The sequence below is a fragment of the Roseateles paludis genome (assembly GCF_039872745.1).
Lineage (GTDB): Bacteria > Pseudomonadota > Gammaproteobacteria > Burkholderiales > Burkholderiaceae_C > Pelomonas > Pelomonas paludis.
Genome location: NZ_JBDPZD010000002.1, coordinates 616,029 through 638,020 on the forward strand (window position 1 = coordinate 616,029; position 21,992 = coordinate 638,020).

Annotated in this window: 22 protein-coding genes; 8 read left to right on the forward strand and 14 right to left on the reverse strand. The window is 67.8% G+C overall.

Features of this window, described 5'->3' with window-relative positions:
• Positions 1–7 precede the first annotated feature (7 nt).
• The gene (locus ABDJ85_RS08780) at positions 8–997 is read left to right on the forward strand and encodes a serine hydrolase domain-containing protein (RefSeq protein WP_347704377.1); all 990 of its coding nucleotides are present in this window, start codon (positions 8–10) and stop codon (positions 995–997) included.
• A 106-nt stretch (positions 998–1,103) separates the two neighbouring features.
• On the opposite strand, the gene speD is transcribed toward ABDJ85_RS08780, so the two are convergent.
• The 6 genes from speD to ABDJ85_RS08810 form a co-directional block, all read right to left on the reverse strand.
• Positions 1,104–1,925, reverse strand: coding sequence for an adenosylmethionine decarboxylase (speD, locus tag ABDJ85_RS08785; protein WP_347704378.1), 822 nt, complete (start codon positions 1,923–1,925; stop codon positions 1,104–1,106).
• Between the two features lie 7 nt (positions 1,926–1,932).
• A complete protein-coding gene (moaD, locus tag ABDJ85_RS08790; RefSeq protein WP_347704877.1) occupies positions 1,933–2,184 on the reverse strand; it encodes a molybdopterin converting factor subunit 1 in 252 nt (83 codons plus the stop codon).
• Positions 2,184–3,368 (reverse strand): molybdopterin molybdotransferase MoeA, encoded by a 1,185-nt coding sequence (locus ABDJ85_RS08795; protein WP_347704379.1) that lies wholly within the window; start codon positions 3,366–3,368, stop codon positions 2,184–2,186. The genes moaD and ABDJ85_RS08795 overlap by 1 nt, the downstream gene beginning before the upstream one ends.
• Positions 3,369–3,578: 210 nt before the next feature.
• The gene (gene thrC / locus ABDJ85_RS08800) at positions 3,579–4,973 is read right to left on the reverse strand and encodes a threonine synthase (protein WP_347704380.1); all 1,395 of its coding nucleotides are present in this window, start codon (positions 4,971–4,973) and stop codon (positions 3,579–3,581) included.
• Between the two features lie 5 nt (positions 4,974–4,978).
• The gene (locus tag ABDJ85_RS08805) at positions 4,979–6,298 is read right to left on the reverse strand and encodes a homoserine dehydrogenase (protein WP_347704381.1); all 1,320 of its coding nucleotides are present in this window, start codon (positions 6,296–6,298) and stop codon (positions 4,979–4,981) included.
• Positions 6,299–6,320: 22 nt separating this feature from the next.
• The gene (locus ABDJ85_RS08810; protein WP_347704382.1) at positions 6,321–7,547 is read right to left on the reverse strand and encodes a pyridoxal phosphate-dependent aminotransferase; all 1,227 of its coding nucleotides are present in this window, start codon (positions 7,545–7,547) and stop codon (positions 6,321–6,323) included.
• 127 nt (positions 7,548–7,674) lie between these two features.
• Here ABDJ85_RS08810 and ABDJ85_RS08815 point away from each other — a divergent pair, with 127 nt between their 5' ends.
• The 3 genes from ABDJ85_RS08815 to ABDJ85_RS08825 all read left to right on the forward strand — a co-directional run bounded on the left by ABDJ85_RS08815 (position 7,675) and on the right by ABDJ85_RS08825 (position 10,555).
• Positions 7,675–8,052 (forward strand): Mth938-like domain-containing protein, encoded by a 378-nt coding sequence (locus ABDJ85_RS08815; RefSeq protein ID WP_347704383.1) that lies wholly within the window; start codon positions 7,675–7,677, stop codon positions 8,050–8,052.
• A gap of 214 nt (positions 8,053–8,266) precedes the next feature.
• Positions 8,267–8,746, forward strand: a complete 480-nt coding sequence (locus tag ABDJ85_RS08820; protein ID WP_347704384.1) for a peroxiredoxin — start codon at positions 8,267–8,269, stop codon at positions 8,744–8,746.
• Between the two features lie 147 nt (positions 8,747–8,893).
• Complete coding sequence (locus ABDJ85_RS08825) at positions 8,894–10,555, forward strand: PhoH family protein (protein WP_347704385.1); 1,662 nt, start codon at positions 8,894–8,896, stop codon at positions 10,553–10,555.
• On the opposite strand, the gene ABDJ85_RS08830 is transcribed toward ABDJ85_RS08825, so the two are convergent.
• Complete coding sequence (locus ABDJ85_RS08830; RefSeq protein ID WP_347704386.1) at positions 10,541–12,469, reverse strand: bifunctional diguanylate cyclase/phosphodiesterase; 1,929 nt, start codon at positions 12,467–12,469, stop codon at positions 10,541–10,543. The genes ABDJ85_RS08825 and ABDJ85_RS08830 overlap by 15 nt on opposite strands.
• Positions 12,470–12,482: 13 nt before the next feature.
• Positions 12,483–13,130 carry a transglutaminase-like cysteine peptidase gene (locus ABDJ85_RS08835; RefSeq protein WP_347704387.1) on the reverse strand — a complete coding sequence of 216 codons (648 nt, stop codon included), beginning with the start codon at positions 13,128–13,130 and terminating at the stop codon, positions 12,483–12,485.
• A gap of 73 nt (positions 13,131–13,203) precedes the next feature.
• Here ABDJ85_RS08835 and ABDJ85_RS08840 point away from each other — a divergent pair, with 73 nt between their 5' ends.
• Positions 13,204–14,079 (forward strand): HDOD domain-containing protein, encoded by an 876-nt coding sequence (locus ABDJ85_RS08840; protein ID WP_347704388.1) that lies wholly within the window; start codon positions 13,204–13,206, stop codon positions 14,077–14,079.
• Between the two features lie 20 nt (positions 14,080–14,099).
• On the opposite strand, the gene ABDJ85_RS08845 is transcribed toward ABDJ85_RS08840, so the two are convergent.
• On the reverse strand, positions 14,100–14,312 hold the full coding sequence (locus ABDJ85_RS08845; protein WP_347704389.1) for a hypothetical protein: 213 nt from the start codon (positions 14,310–14,312) through the stop codon (positions 14,100–14,102).
• A gap of 74 nt (positions 14,313–14,386) precedes the next feature.
• On the opposite strand from ABDJ85_RS08845, the gene ABDJ85_RS08850 reads away from it, so the two are divergent.
• Positions 14,387–14,965: a hypothetical protein gene (locus tag ABDJ85_RS08850; protein ID WP_347704390.1), complete on the forward strand. Its 579-nt coding sequence runs from the start codon at positions 14,387–14,389 to the stop codon at positions 14,963–14,965.
• A gap of 79 nt (positions 14,966–15,044) precedes the next feature.
• A complete protein-coding gene (locus tag ABDJ85_RS08855; protein WP_347704391.1) occupies positions 15,045–16,589 on the forward strand; it encodes a PAS domain-containing sensor histidine kinase in 1,545 nt (514 codons plus the stop codon).
• A gap of 16 nt (positions 16,590–16,605) precedes the next feature.
• On the opposite strand, the gene ABDJ85_RS08860 is transcribed toward ABDJ85_RS08855, so the two are convergent.
• Positions 16,606–17,796, reverse strand: a complete 1,191-nt coding sequence (locus tag ABDJ85_RS08860) for a response regulator (RefSeq protein WP_347704392.1) — start codon at positions 17,794–17,796, stop codon at positions 16,606–16,608.
• A 67-nt stretch (positions 17,797–17,863) separates the two neighbouring features.
• Positions 17,864–18,553, reverse strand: coding sequence for a response regulator transcription factor (locus ABDJ85_RS08865; protein ID WP_347704393.1), 690 nt, complete (start codon positions 18,551–18,553; stop codon positions 17,864–17,866).
• Positions 18,554–18,704: 151 nt separating this feature from the next.
• On the opposite strand from ABDJ85_RS08865, the gene ABDJ85_RS08870 reads away from it, so the two are divergent.
• A complete protein-coding gene (locus tag ABDJ85_RS08870; protein ID WP_347704394.1) occupies positions 18,705–19,064 on the forward strand; it encodes a hypothetical protein in 360 nt (119 codons plus the stop codon).
• On the opposite strand, the gene ABDJ85_RS08875 is transcribed toward ABDJ85_RS08870, so the two are convergent.
• The 3 genes from ABDJ85_RS08875 to ABDJ85_RS08885 form a co-directional block, all read right to left on the reverse strand.
• Positions 19,054–19,611, reverse strand: coding sequence for a DUF1415 domain-containing protein (locus ABDJ85_RS08875; RefSeq protein WP_347704395.1), 558 nt, complete (start codon positions 19,609–19,611; stop codon positions 19,054–19,056). The genes ABDJ85_RS08870 and ABDJ85_RS08875 overlap by 11 nt on opposite strands.
• Before the next feature lie 233 nt (positions 19,612–19,844).
• Positions 19,845–21,281 carry an MFS transporter gene (locus ABDJ85_RS08880; RefSeq protein ID WP_347704396.1) on the reverse strand — a complete coding sequence of 479 codons (1,437 nt, stop codon included), beginning with the start codon at positions 21,279–21,281 and terminating at the stop codon, positions 19,845–19,847.
• A 272-nt stretch (positions 21,282–21,553) separates the two neighbouring features.
• The gene (locus tag ABDJ85_RS08885) at positions 21,554–21,988 is read right to left on the reverse strand and encodes a hypothetical protein (protein WP_347704397.1); all 435 of its coding nucleotides are present in this window, start codon (positions 21,986–21,988) and stop codon (positions 21,554–21,556) included.
• Between the last annotated feature and the right edge of the window lie 4 nt (positions 21,989–21,992).

Below are 21,992 nucleotides of genomic sequence, written 5' to 3' on the forward strand. Positions count from 1 at the left end.
ACCCGCCATGCCCTCGCTTCGCCCCCTCGTCCTGCTCCTGATCGTTGGCGCCGCGCACGCCGACCCCACACCTGACCAACGTGTAGCCGCTGCACGCCTGACGGCCGAGAAGGCTGCCAACTGCGTGGCCGTGCAGCCCTTTTACTGGGAAGTCGGCAATGGCCGCGTGCCACTGGCTGGTGGCTCGGTAGGCCCAGCCGGCGCCGAGGCCCCGCAGCGCAACACCCCCATGGCCATCGCCTCGGCGTCCAAATGGGTCTATGCCGCCTTCGTGGCCGAGCGCCGCCAGGGCTTGCCCAGCGCGATGGACTGGAGCTTCATGAACTTCCGCTCCGGCTACACCAACTTCCTCATCTGCGGCCCCAACCAAAGCGTGGCGGCCTGCCAGTCGTCGCCGCTCAACGGGCGCGGGCAGCAAAACCCGGCCACGGTCGGCAAGTTCGACTACAGCGGCGGCCACATGCAAGAACACGCGGTGCTGATGGGCCTCGGGCAGCTCGGCCCGGACGGCCTGGCGCTGGCACTGCATCAGACGCTGAGCCCCGTGATCGGCGCCGGCTGGCGCTTCGACTACACCCAGGCTCAGCCGGCCGGCGGCGGCCGCACCACGGCCGGCGACTACGCCCGCCTGCTGCAAGCCATGGTCAGCGGCCAGCTACAGATCAGCAAGCTGCTGGGCGAGCACAAGGTTTGCACCAATCCCACCGTCTGCCCCAGCGAGGCGATCAAGACGCCGGTGCCGCTGGACGAGGCCTGGAGCTACAGCTTTGGCCACTGGGTCGAGGACGACCCGCAGCACGGCGACGGCGCCTTCAGCAGCGCCGGCGCCTTCGGCTTCTACCCCTGGATCAGCGCCGACAAGCGCTTCTACGGCGTGCTGGCCCGCGAGCAACGCAGTCCGAATCCCGACGACACGGCCCTGCACCCCGGTGCGGCCTCGGCCTACTGCGGCCGGCTGATCCGCGCCGCCTGGATGGACGGTCAGCCGCGCCCCTGAGCGCCGCGCAGCAGGCGGCCCTGGCCGAGTTGTCTGTACCGTAGGTGCAGACATAGACCTGCAGGGTCGCGCCAGCCGCCTCGGGCCAGGTAGGGACAGCGCGCCGTCACCCCGAGCGTCGACGCAGCCATCGATTTGCAGCCGTGGCGAGCCGCATGCCGGTCAGGACGGCCAACGCAATGGCTACTGGCCCCCACATAAGTCCCGGACCGAACTGAAGCTGATACAGGCCCGCACCACTGACCCAGGTCAGATGCGACCACGTGTTCAATGCCGCCATCACGATCCCGAAGCCAATCACCCAGATCGCAGGTCTGCGGGACAGCAGCAGGAGTGAAAGCACGAGGCTGCCAATGACCGCGCCTGCGGCCACAGACAGGTTGACGGCCAGGGCATGCCGGGTTTCGTAGCTCCAGGTTTGGGGCAAATCTGCCGCCCAGCTTTCGCCGTCCGCCCATACGGCGAGCGCGGCGGCCAACCACACCATCGCCATGAGCAACGCAAGATTGCGGCAGAACGCGATGACCCCGTTCGCCTGACGCGCGTGACGAGCTGGCGCTCCGCCACCGCGGCGCAATTCGTTGATGGCCAGCTCGCGAGCATCGAACCGTTGTAGCAGTTGGTCCATAAGCCGGCGCGCCTTTGCGCTGTTGTCGGCCCCGAAGTTGCACACGTAGACGTCCAGCGTCACTGCGCCGAGCTCGGGCCAGGTGTGCACGGCGACATGCGATTCGGCCAGCAGGACCACACCGGTGACACCACTCTGGCCCTCGGCAGGTCCGAACCGGTGCGTCAACTCGGCCACGCCCAGGAGTCCCGATGCCAACACAGCCTCTCGGCAGCATTGAGCCAGAGCCTCAGGGTCACGCATCAGCGCCAAGCCCGGGTCCACGCCGCTCAGGTCGGCCGTAAGGTGCAGGCCTTGCATCAGAGGCTTATCCGCCCGTCACGGGCGGGAAGAAGGCGAGTTCGTCGCCGTCCTGGAGCACGGCGGACTCGGCGCACAGTGCCTGGTTGAGCGCTGCGCGCACTGCCTTGCCGCGTGCCAGGGCACTGGCCTCACGTTCGCCCTGGGCGATCAGCGCGTCACGTGCCTGGGCGACGGTGCTGCCGGCTGGCAGTTGCAGGCTGCCTTCGGCCCCCAGCTGCTCGCGCAGCGAGGCGAAGAAGCGCAGGCGCACGGTGATCACGCGAGCAGGCCCGAGAAGGGGATGAAGCGCACGGGCGTGCCGGCGGTGAACGGGGTGCTGGGTGCCAGGTCGGCCAGACCATCGGCCCAGACGGCCGAGCTGAGCACGCCCGAGCTCTGGTTACCGAAGCGCTCCAGGCGCCCGTCAGCCCCCACGCGCACTCGGATGAACTCGCGCCGCACGTCGCTGCGCGGCCAGTCGAAGCCGGCGGGCAGGGTCACGCTCAGGGGCTGCAGCCGCGTCGCGCCTTGCAGCTTGAGCAAGGCTGGCCGCACCAGCAGCAAAAAGGTGACGAGGCTGGACACCGGGTTGCCGGGCAGGCCCATGTACCAGGAGCTGCCGACACGACCAAAGGCAAAGGGCTTGCCGGGCTTGATGGCCAGCGCCCACAGCGTCAGCTCGCCTTCGGCCTGCACGGCGGGGCGCAGGTGGTCCTCCTCACCCACGGACACACCGCCCGAGGTGAGGATGAGGTCGGCCTTGGCCGCAGCGTCGCGCAAGGCGGCGCGCGTGGCGTCGAGCTGGTCGGGCACGATGCCGAGATCCTGCACCTCACAGCCCAGTTGCTCCAGCAGGCCGCGCAGCAGGAAGCGGTTGGAGTTGTAGATGGCACCGGGCGGCAGGGGCTCGCCGGGCATGACCAGCTCGTCACCGGTCGAGAACAGCGCCACGCGCGGACGGCGGCTGACCGTGACCTGCGCAGCGCCAGCTGTGGCCGCCAGGCCCAGCGCGATGGCGTCAAGCCGTGTGCCGGCGGGCAGTACGGTGCTGCCGGTGCGGACGTCCTCGCCCTGGCGGCGGATGTGCTGGCCCGGCGCGACGGGCGCGCGAACGTGCAACTGGCCGTCAATCAGCTCGGTCTGCTCCTGCATCACGACGGCATCCGCACCCGGCGGCACTTGCGCGCCCGTGAAGATGCGCGCGGCCTCGCCCGCTGCCAGCGGCTGGCCCACGGCGCCAGCGGGGATGCGCTGCGTCACCGGCAGCGGCTGCGAGGCGTCCTGCGCACGCAGCGCATAGCCGTCCATGGCCGAGTTGTCGGCTGGTGGCACATCGCAGACCGAGACGACATCCTGAGCCAGCACCCGACCGAGCGCCCTGCTGGTGGGCAGCTGCTCTGACCCGCTGAGCGGCTGCAAGGCCGCCAGAAGCTCAGCGAGCGCGTCGTCCAGGCTCAACATCAACTCACCCCGAAAGCTTGGCCGGCACGGCCAGCGCCCCTCCAACGGCTGCCGTGGAACCGGCTTGGCCGGGCCACTGGCAGCGCCCCCTTGAGGGGGCTGAGGCCGGACACAAGGCGCCCTGTGGGCGGCTTGTGCCTGCCGAGGAGTTGGGCCGCTGGCCCAACGCGGTCTGCAGGACCCGCGAAGCGGGTACGGGGTGGGTGGCAATCACGCATTTGCAGTGATGTAGGCCTTGATGGTGGCCACATCGGCCGGCACGACCTGGAAGCGCTTGGGCAGGGACTCGATGCCCTCAAAGCCCTTGGGGCGCGGAGCCGGTTGGTGCAGGGCTTCCTGGATGGTGGCCTCGAACTTGGCGGGCAGCGCAGTCTCCAGCACGATCACGGTCTCGCCCGGGTCACGCTTCTCAAGCGCCACCTTGAGGCCATCCGCAGTGTGCGGGTCGATCACGACCCCAAACTCTGCATGGCAGCGCTGGATGGTGGCCACGCGGTCGGCGTGCGTGCTCCGGCCGGAGGTGAAGCCGAAGTCGGCGATCTTGCCGCGCTCTTCGGCGGACAGCGTGAAGCTGCTGGCCGTGAAGCGCGCCTTGACGGCATCACCATTGCGGCCCAGCAGGTCGGCGATGAAGCGCTCGAAGTTGCTGGCCTTGGAGATGTCCATCGAGGGGCTCGACGTCTCGTGCGTCTCAGCCGCAGCACGCGGGCGGTAGCCGCCGGTGCGGAAGAACTCGTCGAGCACGTCGTTCTCGTTGGTGGCGACGATCAGGCGTTGGACCGGCAGGCCCATCATGCGGGCCACATGGCCGGCGCAGACGTTGCCGAAGTTGCCGCTGGGCACGCAGAACGACACCTTCTCGGCATTGCTCTTGGTGGCCTGGAAGTAGCCGGCGAAGTAGTAGACGACCTGGGCCAGCAGGCGCGCCCAGTTGATCGAGTTGACCGTACCGATGCGCCACTTGCGCTTGAACTCGAGGTCGTTGCTGACGGCCTTGACGATGTCCTGGCAGTCGTCAAACACGCCCTCGACGGCGAGGTTGTGGATGTTGGCGTCCTGCAGGCTGAACATCTGGGCCTGCTGGAAGGGGCTCATGCGGCCATTGGGGCTGAGCATGAAGACATTGACGCCCTGCTTGCCCTTCATCGCGTACTCGGCCGCGCTGCCGGTGTCGCCCGAGGTGGCGCCGAGGATGTTGAGCGTCTCGCCACGGCGGCCCAGCTCGTACTCGAACAAGGCGCCGAGCAGTTGCATGGCCATGTCCTTGAAGGCCAGCGTGGGGCCGTTGGACAGGGCTTCGAGCGCGATGCCGCTGTTGCCCAGGCGCGTGAGCGGGACGATCTCCTTCGTGCCGAACACCTCGGGCGTGTAGACCTTGCGCACGAGCGCGCGCAGGTCATCGACCGGGATGTCGTCGATGTAGAGCGAGAGGATCTCGAAAGCCAGGTCGGCATAGCTCAGGCCACGCCAGCGCTGCAGGGTGGCGTCGCTGACCTTGGGGTAGCTGGCCGGCAGATAAAGGCCGCCATCGGGCGCGAGGCCTTCGAGCAGGATGTCGGAAAAGCTGCGGAGCGTGGCATCGCCACGGGTACTTAGGTACTTCATCAGGATCAGGCCAACTCTTCTTTGCGCAGCTTGACGATGGGGGCCAGCACGGTGGCCAGGGCTTGCATCTTGGCGAGGGCTTCGGTCATCCGGCCCTCGACGGTGTCGTGCGTGAGGATGATGACGTCGGTCTGGCGCTCGCCCTCGGCGGACTCGCGTTGCAGCACGGCGTCGATGGAGATGTCGTGCTCGGCCAGGATGGTGGTGATGCGGGCCAGCACGCCGGCCTGGTCGGCCACCACGAGGCGCAGGTAGAAAGCCGTCTGCACGTCGCCGATGGGCAGCACCGGCGTGTTGGTGATGGCGTCGGGCTGGAAGGCCAGGTAAGGCACGCGGTGGTCGGGGTCGGCGGTGGCCAGGCGGGTCACGTCCACCAGGTCCGCAACGACCGCAGAGGCCGTGGGCTCGGAGCCGGCGCCCTTGCCGTAGAACAGTGTGCTGCCCACGGCGTCACCGTTCACGACAACGGCGTTCATCGCGCCTTCGACATTGGCGATGAGTCGGGTGGAGGGGATCAGCGTCGGGTGCACGCGCAGCTCGATGCCGTTCTCACGGCGGCGGGTGACCCCGAGCAGCTTGATCCGGTAGCCGAGCTGTTCGGCGTACTTGATGTCGGCGGCCTGGAGCTTGCTGATGCCCTCGATGTGGGCCTTGTCGAACTGCACGGGCACGCCGAAGGCGATGGCGCTCATCAGCGTCAGCTTGTGGGCGGCATCCACGCCTTCGATGTCGAAGGTCGGGTCGGCCTCGGCATAGCCCAGGCGCTGGGCTTCCGCGAGCACAGTGCCGAAGTCCAGGCCCTTGCCGCGCATCTCGGACAGGATGAAGTTGGTGGTGCCGTTGATGATGCCGGCCAGCCACTGGATGCGGTTGGCGGCCAGGCCTTCACGCAGGGCCTTGATGATGGGGATGCCACCGGCCACGGCGGCCTCGTAGGCCACCACCACGCCCTTGGCGCGCGCAGCTTCGAAGATCTCGGTGCCATGCACGGCCAGCAGGGCCTTGTTGGCGGTGACGACGTGCTTGCCATTGGCAATGGCCTGCAGCACCAGGCTCTTGGCCGGCTCCATGCCGCCAATGAGCTCGACGACGATGTCGATGTCCGCCCGGTTGACGAGTTCGTTGGCATCGGCCGTCACCGGGATGCTGGCACCCACCTGGGCTTGGATGGTCTTGGCGCGCTCAGCATTGCGCGCGGCAATCATGGCGATCTCAATGCCCCGGCCGGCCCGGCCGCGGATCTCGGCCTGGTTGCGTTGCAAAACGTGCAGCGTGCCGCTGCCGACGGTGCCGAAGCCGATGAGGCCGACCTTGATGGATTGCATGGTCAAAGGGGGAGAGAAAAGCTCAGGAGGAATGACGACGGCGGTAGCCCGCCAGGAAACGCTCGATGCGCCCGATGGCCTCGCGCAGGTCGTCCACATTGGGCAGGAAGACGAGGCGGAAGTGATCGGGCGCGACCCAGTTGAAGCCGGTGCCCTGGACGATCAAGACCTTCTCCTCGGCCAGCAGCTCGTAGGCGAACTGCTGGTCGTCCTGGATCGGGTAGACCTTGGGGTCGAGGCGCGGGAACATGTAGAGCGCGGCCTTGGGCTTGACGACGCTGACGCCCGGGATGGCCGACATCAGGTCGTGCGCCAGGTCACGCTGGCGGCAGAGCCGGCCGGTGGGCGCGACCAGGTCCTTGATGCTCTGGTAGCCGCCCAAAGCGGTCTGGATGGCGAGCTGACCCGGCGTGTTGGAACACAGGCGCAGCGAGGCCAGCATGTTCAGGCCTTCGATGTAGTCACGGGCGTGGCGCTTCTCGCCGCTCACCACCATCCAGCCGGCGCGGTAGCCGCAGGAGCGGTAGTTCTTGGAGAGGCCATTGAAGGTCACGAAGAGCACGTCGTCAGCGAGGCTGGCCATGCTGACGTGGACGTTGCCGTCGTAGAGGGTCTTGTCGTAGATCTCGTCGGCAAAGATCACAAGGCCGTGCTTGCGCGCGATCTCGATGATGCCCAGCAGCAGGTCCGGCGGGTAGAGCGCGCCGGTCGGGTTGTTGGGGTTGCAGACGATGATGCCGCGGGTGCGCGGGGTGATCTTGGATTCGATGTCGCCGAGGTCGGGCAACCAGCCCGCGCCTTCGTCGCACAGATAGTGCACCGGGCGCCCGCCCGAGAGGCCGACCACGGCGGTGTAGAGCGGGAAGTCCGGCGCGGGGATCAGGACTTCGTCGCCGTCATTGAGCAGGGCGTTCATCGCCATCTGGATCAGCTCGGACGCGCCATTGCCCAGGTAGACGTCGTCCACCGACACGCCCTTGACGCCCTGCTGCTGCGTGTAATGCACGACGGCTTTGCGCGGCGCGAAGAGGCCCTTGCTGTCGGTATAGCCAGCGGCATCGGGCAGGTTGCGGATCATGTCCTGCACGATCTCGTCCGGCGGCATCAGGCCGAAGGCGGCCACGTTGCCGATGTTCAGCTTGATGATCTTCTGGCCCTCTTCCTCCATCTGGCGCGCCTTGTCCAGCACCGGGCCACGGATGTCGTAGCTGACGCTGGCGAGCTTGCTGGATTTGACGAGGGGTTTCAAAGGGGGCTCCTGGGGCTTTCCGGAAAGCGAGAGGCTGCGGCGCAGCAACCCTCAAGTTTACGTGGGACGCGAATCCTCGCCCTTCGCCAGACGAGGTGTCAGCCATGGTCTTTGCGACACTCGCGGCATGAAATTCCAGCCCGACGATGTCAGCGACAGCAACAACATCCATCGCCACGACGCCCAAGGCATCTGGGTGAACGGGCAGCTCTACAACCACAGCCTGATCGTGCCGCGTCAGGGCGAGGTGCTGCGCTGGCGGCCCACGCGCTTTGAAGACCTGCAGCCCGCTGACTTTGAGGCGCTGCTGGTGGGCGACCCCGAACTGGTGGTGTTTGGCAGTGGCAACCGGCTGCGTTTTGCGCACCCGAACCAGTGGCGTGCCCTGGTGCAGGCCCGCGTCGGCCTGGAAACCATGGACCTGGCGGCCGCCTGCCGCACCTACAACGTGCTCGCCAGCGAGCGCCGCCGGGTGGTGGCCGCACTGCTGATCGAGACGGCCTGAGCCAGACTGCTAGCGGGACTGTCCGGCGCAGTCCACCAAGCTGCACCGCATCGGTGCACGCAGGGCTCAGCGCCCAGTCCGAGTCACCGCCGCACCGGCAATGTGAATCTTGGGAGTACGCATAAGGCCGTGCTCGCCTATAATTGCTGGCTATTGCCTCCCGAGCGGCGGCCACGAGCTGTCGATCATCTGGCCCACCCTTGCCGCACTCCTCATGACGCCTTCGCTCAACAAACAGCTACCGGAAATTGAGGCCCTGGCCACCGGCGGTGTGAAGTTCACTGACAAGGCCTTCCTTGGCCGTTCCGTCGTGCTGTACTTCTATCCCAAGGACAACACGCCGGGCTGCACGACCGAAGCCATGCAGTTCCGTGACCGGCACAAGGACTTCGTCAAGGCCGGCGCCGTTGTCTTCGGCGTCTCGCGTGACAACATGACCTCGCACAACGCGTTCAAGCAGTCGCTCGAACTGCCGTTCGAGCTGATCGCCGACACGGAAGAAAAGCTCTGCCACATGTTCGGCGTGGTCAAGAACAAGATCATGTACGGCAAGAAGGTCAAGGGCATCGAGCGCTCGACCTTCCTGATCAGCCCCACTGGCGTGCTGGTGGGCGAATGGCGCGGCATCAAGGTGGCCGGCCATGTGGACGAAGTCCTGAAGGCCGTGAAATCGCTCAAGAAGGAAGCGGCCTGAAGCATTCGCGCCACGGGGCATGTGCATAATCAAAGCATGCCCCGAGTCGAAATCTCGCCGCCCTCAGCAAAAGCCGCGCTCATCCTGCGCGGCTTTTTGCTTTTCAGGGCCGGGATCGCGTGGGGTGCCTTCGATTTGCACTGATCCATGCCACTGCCGAAAGCCCCGAAACAACGCGCCTCCCGACTCGACGTCTCCTCCTACGCGAACGACCTGTCTCCAACCCCACTGAACGAGCCGCCGGCCACGCCGCCGCCAGTGGCCGCCACCGCCGAGGTGGTGCAGCTGCCAACGCCAGTGGCCCGCGCCGCCGGTGGCACCCCCGCCACCCAGGCCAAAGCCGCCAAGCCGTCCAAGCCTGCGGCGGCACCCAAGGCGGCGAGCAACACCCGCAGCCGCAAGCCCACCGGCCCGACCAAGCTCTTCGTGCTCGACACCAATGTGTTGATGCACGACCCGATGTGCATCTTCCGCTTCGAAGAGCACGACGTCTTCCTGCCCATGATCACGCTGGAAGAGCTGGACGGGCACAAGAAGGGCATGACCGAAGTGGCGCGCAATGTGCGCCAGGTCAGCCGTGACCTGGACACCCTGGCCGCCAGCCTGGAGGGCGCAGGCGTCGAGGAAATGGTCAAAGGCCTGCCGCTCAGCTCGACCGGCCACCGCGAGGCCCTGGGCCGGCTGTTCTTCCAGACCACGCCGATCAACGCCACCCTGCCCCAGGCCCTGCCCCAGGGCAAGGCCGACAACCAGATCCTGGCCGTCGTCCAGTCGCTGAAGGACCAACAACCCGGCCGCGAAGTCGTGCTGGTGTCGAAAGACATCAACATGCGCATCAAGGCCCGCGCGCTGGGCCTCCCTGCCGAGGACTACCGCAACGACAAGGCGCTGGAAGACTCCGACCTGCTCTACACCGGTGTCCAGGCCTTGCCGGCCGACTTCTGGGAGCGCCATGGCAAGACCATGGAGAGCTGGCAGCAAGGCGGCACGACCTTCTACCGGATCAGCGGGCCGCTGGTGCCTTCGCTGCTGATCAACCAACTCGTCTACCTGGAGGCGCCGGGCGCCACGCCGCTCTATGCCAAGGTGACCGAAATCACCGGCAAGTCGGCCGTGCTCAAGACGCTCAAGGACTACGGTCACCAGAAGCACGCCGTCTGGGGCGTGGCCGCGCGCAACCGCGAGCAGAACTTCGCGCTCAACCTGCTGATGGATCCGGAGTGCGACTTCGTCACCCTCACCGGCACGGCCGGCACGGGCAAGACGCTGATGACCCTGGCTGCCGGCCTCTCGCAGGTGCTGGATGAGCGCCGCTACACCGAGATCATCGTCACCCGCGTGACGGTGCCCGTGGGCGAGGACATCGGCTTCCTGCCCGGCACCGAGGAAGAAAAGATGAGCCCCTGGATGGGCGCCCTCGACGACAACCTCGAAGTGCTGGCGCGTGGCGACAGCGGTGCCGGGGAATGGGGCCGTGCGGCCACCAACGACCTGGTGCGCAGCAAGATCAAGATCAAGAGCTTGAACTTCATGCGCGGCCGCACCTTCCTGAACAAGTACCTGATCATCGACGAGGCGCAGAACCTGACGCCCAAGCAGATGAAGACCCTGGTGACCCGCGCCGGCCCGGGCACCAAGATCGTCTGCCTGGGCAACCTGGCGCAGATCGACACGCCCTACCTGACCGAAGGCAGCTCAGGCCTGACCTTTGCCGTGGACCGCTTCAAGGGCTGGGCCCACAGCGGCCACGTCACGCTGGCGCGCGGCGAGCGCTCGCGCCTCGCGGACTTTGCGTCAGAGGTGCTCTGAGCTGCTGCTTTCAGTCACCCAGGGGCCGGTCAGGCCGTCCAGGTCGCAATCCCAGAGCGCCTGGGCGTCCAGCGCCTCGGTGACACCTTCGCCGTAGACCTTGAGCGAGAGGCTGCGCAGCATGATGACCATGCCGCGCACAAAGGCCACGCGTGCCGGGTCGCCGGCCACGCCGCGCACCACGGCGGCATCGAGCTTCACGTAGTCGAGCCCGGCCTGGAAGAGCTGGTCCACCTGGGCCAGGCCGGCGCCGGCATGCTCCAGCCCCAGGCGCACGCCCAGCGGCCGCAACTGCCGGCCCACCTCGACCAGCAGCTCAAAGTGCTGGGTGGCTGCCGCCTCGCTCAAGTCAAGCAATAGAGATCGCGCAGCCTGCGGTGCGGCCAGCACCAGCTCCCGCAGCTGCGGCAGGAAGCTCGCATCCTGCAGGCTGGCCGGCGCCAGGTTGACGCAACGCGCCGCGCCGTCCGCCGCGATCGCCGACAAGGCCAGCCGCACCGCCAGCAGGTCGATGCCCGCCGTCAGGCGCGAACGCTGAGCCAGCGGCAGCCAACGCGCGGCCAGCAGCCAGTCCTCATCGGGCTTGAGCTGCAACTGCAGCGGACATTCGAGGTGCAAGACACGGCCGGTGCGGTCGTGCACCGGGAACTCGACCAAGCGCCCGCGCGACTGGGCGAGCGCGTCCTGCAACTGCTGGCGCCACTGACCCTCGCCCTGCTGGGCCCCGACGCTGCGCAGCTCGGCCACCACCTCGACGGGGCCGGTGCTGCGGTTCTCGGCGCGTGCCAGCGCCGCATCGGCCTCACCCAGCCACACAGCGGCTGGCCGTGCGCGCGGCAGCTCCACCGCACCAATCACGACGCGGACCTGCGGGCCAAACACCGGCAGGGTCGCACGCAGCGCATCGGCAATGGCCTGCGCCGTCTCGGCCATCACCTGGGCCGCTGGCAGCCACAGCGCAAAGTCGCTGCCGTTGAGCCGCCCGATCAAGCAGCCCGGCACGCGCTCGGGGTAGACCTTGAGCGCATCGGCCAGCGCGCACAGCAGCTCGTCGGTCTGGGCGTGCCCGAGGCGCGCGTTCAAGCCCGAGAGGTCACACAGGCGCAGCAGCAAAAGGCCGGCGTCCATCGGGCCTTCGTCGCGCTCCAGCGCCGAGCCGAACTCAGCGAGGAAGTGCTTGCGCGTGCCCACGCGCGTCAGGGTGTCGTGATGGACCTGGTCACGCAGCACCAGCAGTTGCCCGGCCTGGGCGTCGAAGGAGGCCTTCACCCGCCCGACCATGGCATTCATGGCCCGGGTCAGCCGCGCGAACTCGGGCATGCGCGGCTCCATCACCTGGTTGTAGACCCCGCCCATCACCGCTTCGGCCTGCGCCACCACGGCGTCAAGCGGGCGGCGGATGCGCTGCAGCGTCCACCAGGCGGCCATCAGGGCCACCACCGTCACGCCGGCCAGCCAGATCAGCATCAGGCGGCAGGAGGCCCAGAGCGCGTCCGTTGCGTAGGCCGAGTGGCTGCGCACCTCGACGGCACCGGCCGCCTGCCAGCCGCTCGACACCTGGGCCACGCCATCGGCCGCGCTGATGGGCACGAGCTGCTGGAACCAGGCCGGCGCCCGGCTCTCCCGCGCGCCCTCGCCGCGCTCGAAGCGCACCTGGCCATCGGGGCCCAGCCAGCGCAGGCGCTCATAGGCCCCGGTGTCGAACTGCGCCGACACCAGCAGCTTGATCAAGGCCTCGTCGCCGCCCTGCTGCGACATCGCCAGCGCCAGCGTCTGCGCGTTGTCCGCGTTCTTGAGCTGGAGCTGGCTTTGCACAAGATTGCGCGCGCTCAGGGTCGAGACCCCCAGCGCGCCCAGCAGCGCTGCCAGTGCCACACCCAGCACCAGCCAGGTCACCTGTCGCATCAAGGACATGATCGTCTCTCCATCAAAACAGTCCCTCGCCACGCACCTTGGCGACGAGGTCGCGCCACAGCGAGAGCCGGGCCAGCGGGTCGCCTTGCGACTGCGCCCCCACACCCTGCCACAGGCCATCGGTATTGAAACTGAACACCGGCGTCAGGTCCGGCCGGCGTGAGGCCGGCAGCACCTCGGGGCGCAGGTTGTCCAGGATCTCGGGTTCGGCATTGGGCTCGGCGTAGTAGGCCAGCACCATGTGTGCCTGTGACTGCCCAGCCAGCCGCGCTCGCACATAGACCATGCGCAGCCGGCTCACCGGCACGCCACTGGCGGCCAGCGCAAAGTACTTGGCAATGGCGTAGTCCTCGCAATCGCCGGCACGGCGCTCCAGCGACTCCAGCGGCGAGGCCCAGTAGTCGGGCACGCCCCAGGTTTCGGCGTCGTCATGGAAGGCGATGCGCTGGTTGAAGAACTGGTTCACCGCCACCAGGCGCGCCGGTTCATCCAGGCGCGCGACGCGCTCGATCAGGGCCACCAGGTCCCGCGCCTGCTCCAGCACCTTGCTGCTGCGCGAGGCCGCCACGTCCAGCACCCGCGTGGCGTCATAGGCCGCCCAGGCCATAACAGGCAGCATGCACAGCACGGCGATACGAGCGATCAGGGCGCGCAGCTTCATGGGCGTGAAGGATCGTACACATCGAGCCCTTTTAGACAGCGCGCAAACTTGGCACTGCCCTAAGATTTTTCTCATGTCGTCCCCCCGCCAAACCGAGGCCATCCGCAGCGAGCTGGACACCAGCCGCGCCAAGGGTGATCTCCGCCAGGTCCAGATCCCGCCCTGCCCCGAATTGCTGGCCCAGCTGCAGCAGGCGATGGGTCAGGCCGAGCCTGACCTGAACCTCGTCTCGCACATTGCCAGCCAGGACGTGGCCATGTCGGCCGCCCTCATCCGCATGGCGAATGGGCCGCTCTACAAGCCGGTGGGCCCGCCCTGCTCCACCGTGGGCCAGGCCATGACGCGCTTAGGGCTGCGCGAGACGGCGCAACTGCTGTCCCGCTTCCTGGTGCAGAACGCCATCCCGGTCAACAACCGCCAGCTCGCGCGCTTCTGGGAGCGCTCAGCCAAGCGCGCGGCCGCGATGGACTTCATCGCCCAGCAACTGCCCGGCATGTCGCGCGACCTGGCGCATGGCTTCGGGCTCTTCCTGCATGTGGGCATGCCGGTGCTGCTGCAGAGCATGAAGGGCTATGCCAGCACCATGGTCGAGGCCAATGCGCGCATCGACCGCCCCTTCATCGCCACCGAGAACGCCAACCACCGCACCGACCACGCCGTGGTGGGCGCCCTCGTCGTACGGGTCTGGAACCTGCCGCCGCTCTTGATGGCCGCCGTGCGCCTGCACCACGACTTCAGCGCCCTCGGCGCCAAGGATGTGGACCCCGACGTGCACGCCCTCATCGCCGCCGGCCTGATTGCCGAGTGGCTGATGCGCCGCCACGAAGGGCTGTCAGAGGACGCCGACTGGGCCGCCAACCACGCCGCTGCCATGGCCTGGCTGCACGTGCAGTGGACCGATCTGGAGCAGTGGGAAGAGGCCCTGGTGCCGATCTTTGACGCGACCTGAGGCCGGCCCGTCGGCCGCGGTTAGCGGAACAGCGACCAGGCCGCCACCAGCACGTGGCCCCAGATCAGGATGTTCACGCTGAACAGGGTGAAGACGCGGGAGAGGTTCCAGAGCTTGCGCGCACGTTCCAGGGCCCGGTCATCGCCGGTGAACAGGAACAAGGCCAGGTAGAACGCAGACGGGATGAACGTTCCGAGAATCAGGAGCGCCATCAACCAGTAGAAAACCTTCATGCGGGCATTGTCGCCATGCGCCGAGGCCCACAGCCCCGGGAATACCGCCGGCTGCTGGGGAAAATGCACCCCACATGTTTGGTGACACCCCCGCCGAGAAACGTCGCCGCCGGCGCGAGCTGGGCGTCTTTCTGTGCTTCTGCCTGATCGCCCTGCTGTGGCTGCTGCGCCCGCGTGGCGAACTCGTCGAGGCCGAACGCATCACCTGGCGGCTGGAGATCGAGGTCGAGCGGTTGCAGCAGGAGACCTCGTCCGACTGGTGCCGCGACCTGCCGGCCAGCGTGCCCATCACCGGCCGGCGCCTGGCTGAACACCCCGACGGCGGCCAGTTGGAGCGCTGCCAGTACAGCAGCACCGCCTGGCGCACGCTCTGGCTGGCCCACGACGAGGGGGACCGCAGCAGCCCGCCGCGCTGGCCCGCACCCACGCTGCGCGCCCTGCCCCCCGACACCCCCGGCGCCGAACGCCTGGGCCACCGGGAGGCCTTCTATGAGGTCGTCTTCCGCAACAGCGACGACCAGCGCTGGACCTGCCGGCTGGACGAAGCGAGCTGGCAGCGTGTGCCCCTGGGCGGCTGGCACCGCCTGCCGGTAGACCGCTGGAGCGTGGCCCACTGCGGCGGACTGCGCCAAGGGTGGTTCGGGCGCGGCTGAAGGCCGTGCCGAGGAATGCACGCTTGCGGCCCCGCCGGCCGCGCCGCGCGACATGGCCGTCGGGAGAATCACGTCTGGCATGCCAGTCACCACCCAGCCCAGCCCCGAGCGGCCGGACGCCAGCCCTCTGCTCGCCCGCGTCGGCCGCATGGCGCGCGTGGGTGGCTGGACCTGGGAGCTCGCCACCGGCGAGATCATCTGGAGCGACGAGACCTGCCGGCTGCATGACCTGCCGCCCGGCCACCGCCCCAGCCAGCGCGAAGCCCTGGGCTACTTCGCCCCCGAGGCCCGCCTCGCCATCCAGACCGCGCTCGATCAGGCCATTGCCAGCGGCGACGCCTGGGACCTGGAGCTGCCCCTCATCACCGCCACCGGGCGCCGCATCTGGGTGCGCTGCCAGGGCGAGGCCGACCGAGAGCCCACCGCTGCGGGCGGGCAGACCGTGCGCCTGGTCGGCAGCTTTCAGGACGTCACACCCCAGCGCCGCCTGTGGGCCGAGCTGGAGGGCCACCGCCAGCGCCTGCGCGCGCTCTACGAGTCCACGCCCGCCCTGCTCCACTCCATCGACACCCATGGCCACCTGCTGGCGGTCAGTGACCTCTGGCTGCGCCACTTCGGCTACATGCGGGACGAGGTCATCGGCCGCCCGCTGGCCGCCTTCATGCCGGCCGACAGCGCCGCTGCGCTGATCGTGCGCCAGCTGCCGCTGCTGTGGCAGGACGGCGGCTGCGTCGAGCAAGCCCTGCAGCTGCGCTGTGCCGATGGTCGGCTGCGCGACGTGCTGATGTCGGCCACCACCGAGTACGACGCCCAGCACCAGCCGCTGCGCGCCTTGGCGTCGCTGGTGGACGTGACCGACGACCTGCGCCGCCAGGGCGAACTGACACGCGAACGCAGCCTGCGCGCCGAGATCGAACACCATGCCGAGGAGCTGCGCCGCCTTCTGAACGAGCGCTCCGAGATGCTCGATGTGCTGGCCCACGAAGTGCGATTGCCGCTCAACAGCGCCAGCGCCGCGCTGCAAAGCGCCAGCACCGCCCTCGAAGGCCAGGCCGCCCCCGTGCTGCGCGAACGCCTGGCCCGGGCCGAGGCCGTCATCAGCCAGGTGCTGGGCGGCGTGGACAACACCTTGGCAGCGGCCACCTCGCTGGCCGGCGCGGCGTCCGTCGCCACGCAGGACACCGACATCGACACCCTGATCGCCGTCTGCCTGGCCGACCTGCCGCGCGAGGCGCGTGAGCGCATCCGCATCGAACGCCAGAGCAGCACACGCACGGCCTGGATGGACATGAGCCTGATGCGCCTGGCCTTGCGCAACCTGCTGGGCAATGCGCTCAAGTACTCAGCTACCAGCACCCCCGTGTGGCTGCGCGTGCTGGACGTGGAGGAGCCGCCGGCCATCGTGTTCGAGGTCGAAGACCAGGGGCCGGGCATTGCCGAAGGGGTACGTGCCAGGCTCTTCCAGCGCGGTGCACGCGCCGGCCAGGCGCGCGAGGGCACCCACGGCCTGGGTCTCTACATCGTGCGGCGCGTGCTGGAGCTGCACCAGGGCCGCGCCGAGCTGGCGCGCAGCGATGCCTCGGGCTCGGTGCTGCGGCTGGTGGTGCCGCAGGGCGCCGATTGACAGGGCGAGCAGCCTCTCAGGCCGGCACGCTCACCGCGCTGCGGAAGGCCTCGATGTGGGCCAGCAAGGTCTCTTCCGGGTAGGGCTTGCCCAGCAGCACGGTCACGCCCGCAGCGGTGGCGGCCTCACGCCGGTCGTCGGCCGAGGTGATCATGATCACCGGCAGGTGCGAGAGCAGCGGCGTGGCGCGGATGTGGCGTGTGAACTGGAAGCCATCCAGGCCCGGCATCTCGACGTCCGTGATCACCACGTGCGGCAGCGCCTCGGTCTCGAACAGCGCCAGCGCCTGCTCGGCGCTCTCGGCCAGCAGCACCTGGTAGCCCTGGGGCGTCAAGGTGCGCTGGGTCTTGACGCGCACAATCTTGGAGTCGTCCACCACCATCACCCGTGTCTCGGCGGCACTCAGTGGCCGGGTGGGTGGCGCCACGGCAGCAGCTTCAGCAGCAGCGGCCGCTTGGGCAGCAGCCTGCTCTGCGGCCAGGCGTTCAGCGGCGGCACGTTCTGCAGCGGCACGTTCGCCAGCTGCAAGCTCGCCAGCTGCAAGCTCGGCAGCCGCGCGTTCGGCGGCTTCAGCTTCGGCGGCGGCGCGCGCCGCTGCTTCGCGTTCCTCGGCCTCGCGCTGGGCGCGGGCAGCGGCTGCAGCAGCTTCAGCGGCGGCTTGCTCGGCGGCCTGGCGTTCGGCTTCCAGGCGTTCAGCTTCCAGGCGCTCAGCCTCGCGGCGGACGGCCTCGGCACGCTCAGCTGCCGCAAGTTCAGCTGCAGCACGTTCAGCTTCTAGACGTTCAGCTTCGGCACGCTCGGCTTCCGCGCGCTCTGCGGCAACACGTTCGGCTTCCCGTCGCTCTGCCTCGGCACGCTCTGCCGCCGCACGTGCGGCCTCGGCCTGTTCTGCGGCCAGGCGCTCGGCAGCTTCACGTTCAGCAGCCTGGGCAGCGGCTTCTGCAGCCGCTTGCGCAGCCGCGAGGGCCTCTGCATCGGGTTCGGGCTCAGCGGCCGGCTCAACAACAGCTTCCGCAACCGGTTCCGCAGCTTGCTTCTCCGCCGCAGCGCGCTTGGCCTCGGCGGCGATGCGGGCGGCCTCGATCAGGGCCAGGGCCTCGCGCTGCTCGCGCTCCTGCGCGCGCTCGCGGCTTTGCTTGCGGCGCAGCAGGAAGACGACAAGCGCCGCCAGTGCGACCGCGAGGAAGAAGAGCGACAACAACTTCATGAGGACAAGCGAAAGTGGGATGGCGAAAGCATAGGCCCCGGCGCGTTACGGCGTGGCGTCAGAGCGCTCAGACCCGCTGCAGCGGAGCCTTGAAGACATAGCCCACGCGCGACTTGCTTTGCAGGGGCACGAGCATGGGGGTGGCGCGCTCGATGCGGCGGCGCAGGCGGTAGATGGTGGCGGAGAGGCCATCGTCGGCCTCGGAGGCGCCGGCTGCGCGCCCCAGGCAGGCCAGCAAGGCCTCGCGGGTCACGGGCTCGCCGGCGGCCTTGACGAAGCACTCGATCAGCAGTTGGTCGGCATCGCTGAGCTGGATGCGGATGCCGTCCGGCGCGATCAGCTCGCCGGCAGCGGCGTCGAACTTCCAGAGGCTGTCGGCCGAGCCGGGCCGCACCACGCGGCGCTGCACGGCGCCGATGGCCAAGGCCACCTGCTCGAACTGCACAGGCTTGACGAGGTACATGTCGGCACCGGCCGTGATGACCTCACCAAACACCTCGGGGCCGAGCCGGCCTGAGACGACCACGATGCCGGCCTCGGTGCGGCGGCGCAGGATCTTGATCAGCTCGGTGCCCTGAACGCCGGGCAGCATCAGGTCGATCAGGTAGAACTCGAAGTCAAAAGCCTCGGGGTCGGCCAGCAGCGCATTGCTGTCGTCGAAGCGGCGCACCGCGATGCCTCGCTCGCGCAGGTCCTGCGTGAGGTATTCCGCGTAGTCGAGGTCGTCATCGACCAAAGCCAGCGTTTTGGGTTGCATGCTTGCGAGTGTCGGCTGACAGCTGCGGCGCCAGAGCGCACAGCCGCTCGCCGAACGCGCGGAGTGTGCCGAATTGCCGCCCTGCGCTTTCCCCGAAAACCCATGTCTCGCCCCCGGCCGAGATGGAGACTGAAGCTGACGGAGCGACGCCATGACGCCTACTCCCGCCCTTCCCAGCCCAACTGAACTGGCCCTGGACTGGCTGCTGCCGGGCGCGCGCAATGCGCCGGCTGATTCCATGCACCGCATCCAGACGCTGTGCACGGCCTTCCCCGACCTCTTCACGGCCCTGATCTCGGTGCTGGCCACCCACCAGGGTGTACCACGCGATCTGCTGGCCGTGGCCATCAAGCAGTGCCGGCCTGACCTGGAAAGTTTCTCGCGCGAGGACGTGAGCCAGCTCTTGATCGCCGCCTGGAACGGCGGCAAATCCGGCATGGAAGCCGTGCACCGCTCGCGCTCGTCTCAAGGCAAGCGCAGCAGCGCCAGCCTCTCCTGGGTCAAGGAGTAGCCTTCAGCCCCAGTGCCAGCCAGCCGGCCAGGCCAAGCTTCTCCAACGTCTCGATATTGGTCTCGAAGATGCGGTCGGTGTCGGGCATGGCCTCGACCGCGCGTTCGATGCTCGACTCGCGCAGCAGGTGCAGGGTCGGGTAGGGCGAGCGGTTGCTGAAGTTGCTGATGTCGCCCGGCTCGGTGCCGTCGAACTGGTAGTCGGGGTGGAAGCTCGCCACCTGCAGCTCACCGTCCAGCTCCAGCTCGTCCACCAGGCCATCGGCGGCTGCGAGGAAGTCGTTGAAGTCGAGGAAATCCGTCAACACCTGCGGGTGGATGAGCAAGGTGGTCTCGACCTCGTCGGGGTCGCTGCGCTGCAGCAGCAAAAGCTCGTGGGCCAGCTCCTTGAGCAGGGCTTCGGGCTCGGTGGCCTCGCTCACCACGTAGCGGATGCCGTTCTTGACGTGCACCGCCTTGGCAAAGGGGCAGAGATTGAGGCCGATGACGGCCTGCACCAGCCAGTGCTGGGTGTCCTGGAGGACGGTGTCTTGGGTGGGCGTGGACATCTTGCAAACCACCAGCGCAGGCATGGGGCCTGGCCGGGTTCGGCAGTGTAGGTCTCGCGCCCCTGGGGCAGCGACTCAGCGCTTGATCACGCGCACGCCGGCGCGGGTCTTGCCGCTCTCGACGTAGCCGATGCCACCAGGCGTGTCGGCCACGTGCTTGAGCACGGCGTCATCGCCTTCCAGCTCGGGCGGAGGCTTGCCGCCGCCGTGGAGACCTGCTGTGCCCAGTAGGGTCAGGCCGTGGCTACGGCAGAGGGCGCTGCGTTGCGATGGCGGCTTTCAATCTCGCGGTTGATCTCTTCGATCTTGTCGTCTTCCAGCTCGTACTTGGAAATGATGAACATGGCCAACGCCAGGAGGATCGCAGGGAGGACGACGACCAGCCAGAGGATGCCCTGCTGGGCTGCGGCGGACTGTTGCGCCTTGGTCGGATCGAACGCCGTCATGGAAAGCACCACGCCTGGGATGACGCCGCCGAGGGCAAAGCCGGCCTTGAAGAAGATGCCGGTCAGGGCGCTCACCACACCGGAGATGCGGCGGCCGGTTTGCCATTCCCCGTATGAGATGACCTCAGGTACCAAGGCCCACATGTAGCCGGTGGCCACGATCACGCCCGTGGACTTCACGAACTGGGCGACATACACCAGCCACAGCTGCGACCGGAGAGCGGGGACCACAGACACGACGTACAGCATGCCCATGCCGATCATCGCGACGCTTAGGAAGAGGTAGAACATGCCCTTCTTGCCCAGCGCGCGTTTGAGCGCCGGGACCATGGGCATGAAGATGAAGGCGGGAATCGAGCCCAACGCATTGAAGACCGGCAAGGCGTCGGCCCGGTCCAGGTTGTACTGCATGTAGTACGCAGAAGCAGAGTTGCCAACCGCCATCATGGCGAACGCCGTGATGAAGAAGAACGCGACGATGCGCAGGGGGCGGTTGCGGGCGAATTCGGTGAAGAGATCCGCGTACTTCACGGTATGGCCGGTGCTTTCGTCCATCACCACCCGCTCCTTGGTCTGGGTGAAGCAGAACACCAGCAGACCGAAACCGACGACGGCGTAGACCGACATCACCGCGAACCAGATTGGCGACGACGCAGGCTTGGACCAGTCGTTGTCCGGGGCGAAGTGCTGAATCGTGGCGGGCACGCCGAACTGCACGGCGAGGCCACCGAGGTTCGCCATGAACATGCGTGTCGACGTGAGCTTGGTGATCTCGTCTGTGTCGCGAGTGAGCGAGGCGTTCAGCGCGCCGTACGGTACGTTGATCAACGTGTAGCAGAGCGAGAGGGTGACGTACGTCACGTAGGCGTACCAAAGCTGTCCGGAAAACCCGTTCCAGAAGGAGAGGACGGCCAGCCCGCTCAGGGGAATGCCGCCGAGGATGAGGTAGCTGCGGTACTTTCCAAGGCGCGGGTTGCGCTTGTCAACGAAGGCGCCTACGAACGGGTCCCAGATGACATCCACCAGCCGTACGACGAGGAACATGAAGGCGGCTGCCCCCGCGCTGATTCCGAAGACGTTCGTGTAGAAGAAGAGCAAGTAGGTCGAAACCGTCTGGTAGATCAGGTTCTGCGCGAGGTCACCCGCGCCGAAACCGATGCGCGTCAGCGCCGACAACTTGTAAAAGCCTTGTGTGGCGGGTTCGACCTTGGAGGTGGTGTGCATGAATTTGGGGGCGTCGATGGAATCCGAAAGGACGCGGAGCTTGGGCCTATGGCGATGAAGCGCGGAGATCGCGGATGTGAATCGCCAAACCTTCCACTGTAAAGGGGGAAAGCGCGTGATTCAGGGCATTGCTGTTCTGCCGCAGAGGGCTTCCCATCGAGGTGACCACAGCCGGGCAATCCGGATGCAGCAGCTGAGCGAGAGCGCTGCACAAATCGCCCCTCAAGTACATGGCGCGCCGCACCAGCGCCAACCGACGCACTTGCCCGGTTTCAGCGCTTGATCACGCGCACCCCAGCGCGGGTCTTGCCGCTCTCGACGTAGCCGATGCCGCCGGGCGTGTCAGCCACATGCTTGAGCACGGCGTCGTCGCCCTCCAGCTCGGGCGGGGGCTTGCCGCCACCGGTGAAGACCTGCTGGGCCCAGTAGGCCTTGAGCTGGGAGGCGTTCTTCTTGAGCACGTGGCTGCGGAAGGCCTCGGTGGTGGGGCCGTCCTTTTGCGTGACGGGGCTGGCGGGCGTGCCGTCGGGCAGGGTCTTGACCTGGCGCAGGAAGATCTTGGCGGCGGCCTCGTCGTCCAGCGCGGCGGTGAAGGCCGCGTTGACCACGAGCACGGGCTCGGCGCCGGCTGTGCCACTGGCCAGCAGGGCAGCGAGCATCAAGGCCGAGCGCAGGCGACGTGAGCGGGCAGTCTGTGTGCGTTGCATGAGT